This window comes from Amnimonas aquatica (assembly GCF_002943415.1).
In the GTDB taxonomy this organism is placed as follows: Bacteria; Pseudomonadota; Gammaproteobacteria; order Pseudomonadales; family Moraxellaceae; genus Perlucidibaca; species Perlucidibaca aquatica_A.
Map to the genome: position 1 here is coordinate 1 of NZ_PTQZ01000193.1, position 3,439 is coordinate 3,439.

The window sequence follows — 3,439 nt, forward strand, 5'->3', positions numbered from 1 at the left end:
CGTCTGACGGGTGGTGCGATGCCACACCCGGGCACTACCATGGCGGCCATGAACAAGAACGAGATCACGGATGCCCTGCGCGGCGACCTGACACTGCCGGCCGCCTACGGCTACTTCCTGCTGTCGCTGCTGCGCGAGCGCGGCCACGACGAAGCCGCCCTGCTCGCCGGCACCGGCCTCGGCGCCATGCAGCTGCAGGACCAGCGCGAGCGCATCGCCGGCTGGCAGTACGCCGCCATGCTCGCCAACGCCCTGCGCCTCGACGGCGACCCCGGCATCGCCTACGAACTGGGGCTGCGCAGCCAGCTCACCAAGCACGGCTTCGTCGGTTTCGGACTGATGAGCTGCGCCACCCTGCGCGATGCCATCACGCTCGGGCAGCGCTACCTGCAGGCGCGCGTGCCGCTGTTCCACAGCGACATCGGCATCGAGGGCGACGAAGTGGTCATCGACCTGCGCGAAGCGGTGTCGCTGGGCCCGCTGCACACCTTCACCTTCGACATCGTGCTGGTCGAGCTGTGCTGCCTGTTCAGCCGCCTGGTCGCCGGCGACCGGCCGCCGCGCAGCTGGCGCACCACCATCCACGTGCCCTACCCGGAGCCGGCGCACTACGCGCGCTACCGCGAGCGGCTGCCGCGCCTCCTCTTCGACCGCGAGGCCACGCAGATCCGCTTTCCCGCGCTGCTGCTGGATCAGCCCATCGCCACCGCCGACCCGCTCGGCGCGCAGATGGCCATCGCCCAGTGCGAGCAGGAGCTGGCCAGCCAGCCGCGCCGCGAATCGCTGGCGGCGCAGGTGCGTGCGCGCCTGGTCTGCCGCGGCGGCAGCTACCCGGATCTGGCACGTATCGCCGAGCAGCTGCACCTGTCGACACGCACGCTGAAGCGCCGGCTGCAGGAAGAGGCATCCGGCTTCCAGGACCTGCTCGACGAGGCGCGCACGCGCGACATCCTGCGCCTGCTGGCCAACCCCGCCTTCTCGGTGGATCAGGTCGCCCGGGCCGTGGGCTACGGCGACCCGGCCAACTTCACCCGCGCCTTCCGCAANCCGATATGACAGATTTTCGGCACATTCACCCCTGATGCCTGCGGGCATGGCCCTCCTAAGCTTGGCGCATGACCCGGCCGCCGCATGGCCGGCACGACCGCGCGCCGACCCGCGCCGAACCGAGGAGGTCCCATGAACGAACGCCCCGACCCGGCCACCCTGAGCGATGCCCGCAAGGCCGAACACATCAAGGACACCGTGCTCGCCGCCGGCGTCGCCCTGCGCGCGCGTCACCCCTGGCTGAAGCACCAGGACGCCATCGGCGCCACCATCATGGCGGTGTCGCTGCTGGGCATGATCGCCAGCGGCGCGCTCTACGTGCAGGGACTGATCCCGTGGTGGGTCTGCGTACCGGTGACGGCGATCTTCGCGTCGTTCATCCACGAGCTGGAGCACGACCTGATCCATCTCATGTATTTCCGCAAGAAGCCGTGGGCCAACGACCTCATGCTGGCGCTGGGCTGGCTGGCGCGCGCCAGCACGGTGAGCCCGTTCCTGCGCCGCAAGCTGCACCTGCACCACCACAAGTTCTCCGGCACCGAGTCCGACCTGGAGGAGCGCGGCATCACCAACGGCGAACGCTGGGGCCTGCGCCGCTTCTTCATGCTCGGCGACAACATGCTGGCCGTGTACCTGCGCCCGAAGACCATGCTCCGCGCCACCAAGGCCTACATCCGGGCACAGAAGCCGGTATCGGCGGCGGCGGCGAAGGCCATGGGCCGCGAACAGCTGCACGCCTACTTCCCGCTGGGCACGCTCTACTACGCGCTGTTCCACGCCTGGGTGGTGGCGCACCTGGCGCTGTTCGCGCTGCCGCTGGCCGGCGCGTCCGTGGCGCTGCCGGCCTGGGCCGCGACCGCCCTCGGCTGGCTCGACGTCTTCGCCGTGGTCTACATGCTGCCCTGCCTGCTGCGCACCTTCTGCCTGCACTTCATCAGCTCGAACATGCACTACTACGGCGATGTCGAGGCCCGCAACGTGATGCAGCAGTGCCAGGTCCTCAACCCCTGGTGGCTGATGCCGCTGCAGCTGTTCTGCTTCAACTTCGGCAGCACGCACGCCATCCACCACTTCGCGGTCAAGGAGCCGTTCTACATCCGTCAGTGGAACGCCGGCGCGGCGCACCGGGTCATGCGCGAGATGGGCGTGCGCTTCAACGATTTCGGCACCTTCCGGCGCGCCAACCGCTTCCGCCGCGCCGAAGGCACGGCACCGGCCATGGACATGGCCGCCGGCTGAGCCTAGAATCCACACCGTCATTGGGGAGTAGCCGACCCGCGTCAATCGCGGGGGCCTGCGTCAACACACTTGGCCTCGCGGCCATGGCGCAGGCAGTTCGCGAACCTGGCAAGACCTTTGACCATGCCACCTCGGATTTCTGGCCGGGAGGGGCGTGGTCATCGGTTATCTCCGGCCAGGGAGTTCTGCGTGGAAGCCTTCCTCGTCTCCAGCGGCATCGTCGCCCTCGCCGAAATCGGCGACAAGACCCAGTTGCTCGCCTTCATCCTCGCCGCCCGCTTCCGCAAGCCGCTGCCGATCATCCTCGGCATCCTGGTCGCGACCCTGGCCAACCACGGCTTCGCCGGCGCCATCGGGACCTGGATCACCGGACTGGCCAGCCCGGAGCTGATGCGCTGGGTGCTGGGCCTGTCGTTCATCGCCATGGCGGTGTGGACGCTGATTCCGGACAAGATCGACGACGACACCGCCGCCGTCACCCGCTTCGGCGTCTTCGGCACCACGCTGATCGCCTTCTTTCTCGCCGAGATGGGCGACAAGACGCAGATCGCCACCGTCGCGCTGGCGGCCCAGTACCAGGACTTCGCCATGGTGGTGATCGGCACCACGCTGGGCATGATGATCGCCAACGTGCCGGCGGTGCTGCTCGGCGAACGCATCGCCGAGCGCATGCCGGTGCGCCTGGTGCACGGCATCGCGGCGCTGATCTTCGCCATCCTCGGCATCGCCACCCTGGCCGGTGCCGGCGCCGGGCTCGGGCTGTGACCGGCTGAACGGATTTCACGGGCGGGGCCGGCCTGCGCTATGCTGACCGGCCTCGCCCGTGCGATCCGGAGCCACCATGTTCAGCCGTTTCCTCAAGCCCGTGCTGCAGTCCCTGCTGGCCCTCACGCTGGTGGCCGCGCTGTTCCACGGCGTGCCGCTGCTGCTGGGTCATCCGGCCGACGACACGGCCACCGCCGAGTCGCATGAGGGCGGCGCCGACACCACGGCAGACGAAGAGGACACGATCGAGGACCCGCGCGACGAGCAGGCCCGCGCCGCCTCGCAGGCGATCAGCGACTGGCGCCCGGACGTGGACCAGGTCATCGACCAGCTGGAGGAGATACTGGTCACCGACCTGCCGCAGCAGCAGATGAACTACACCATGGCC

At 69.1% G+C, this 3,439-nt stretch carries 4 protein-coding genes and 1 riboswitch; all 4 genes read left to right on the forward strand.

Going from position 1 to position 3,439, the window contains the following annotated elements:
• The first annotated feature begins 48 nt into the window (after positions 1-48).
• Positions 49-1,056: an AraC family transcriptional regulator gene (locus C5O18_RS07650; RefSeq protein ID WP_158249300.1), complete on the forward strand. Its 1,008-nt coding sequence runs from the start codon at positions 49-51 to the stop codon at positions 1,054-1,056.
• A 123-nt stretch (positions 1,057-1,179) separates the two neighbouring features.
• Complete coding sequence (locus tag C5O18_RS07655) at positions 1,180-2,286, forward strand: fatty acid desaturase (protein ID WP_105192889.1); 1,107 nt, start codon at positions 1,180-1,182, stop codon at positions 2,284-2,286.
• Positions 2,287-2,296: 10 nt separating this feature from the next.
• A riboswitch (yybP-ykoY riboswitch) is annotated at positions 2,297-2,473 on the forward strand.
• 2 nt (positions 2,474-2,475) lie between these two features.
• On the forward strand, positions 2,476-3,051 hold the full coding sequence (locus C5O18_RS07660) for a TMEM165/GDT1 family protein (protein WP_105192891.1): 576 nt from the start codon (positions 2,476-2,478) through the stop codon (positions 3,049-3,051).
• Between the two features lie 76 nt (positions 3,052-3,127).
• A partial coding sequence (locus C5O18_RS07665; RefSeq protein WP_146089277.1) for a hypothetical protein occupies positions 3,128-3,439 on the forward strand: 312 nt, incomplete at its 3' end.

Excerpts from the sequence above, each read along its gene's own strand:
- C5O18_RS07655 (WP_105192889.1), top strand. The coding sequence starts at position 1,180 with ATGAACGAACGCCCCGACCCGGCCACCCTGAGCGATGCCCGCAAGGCC.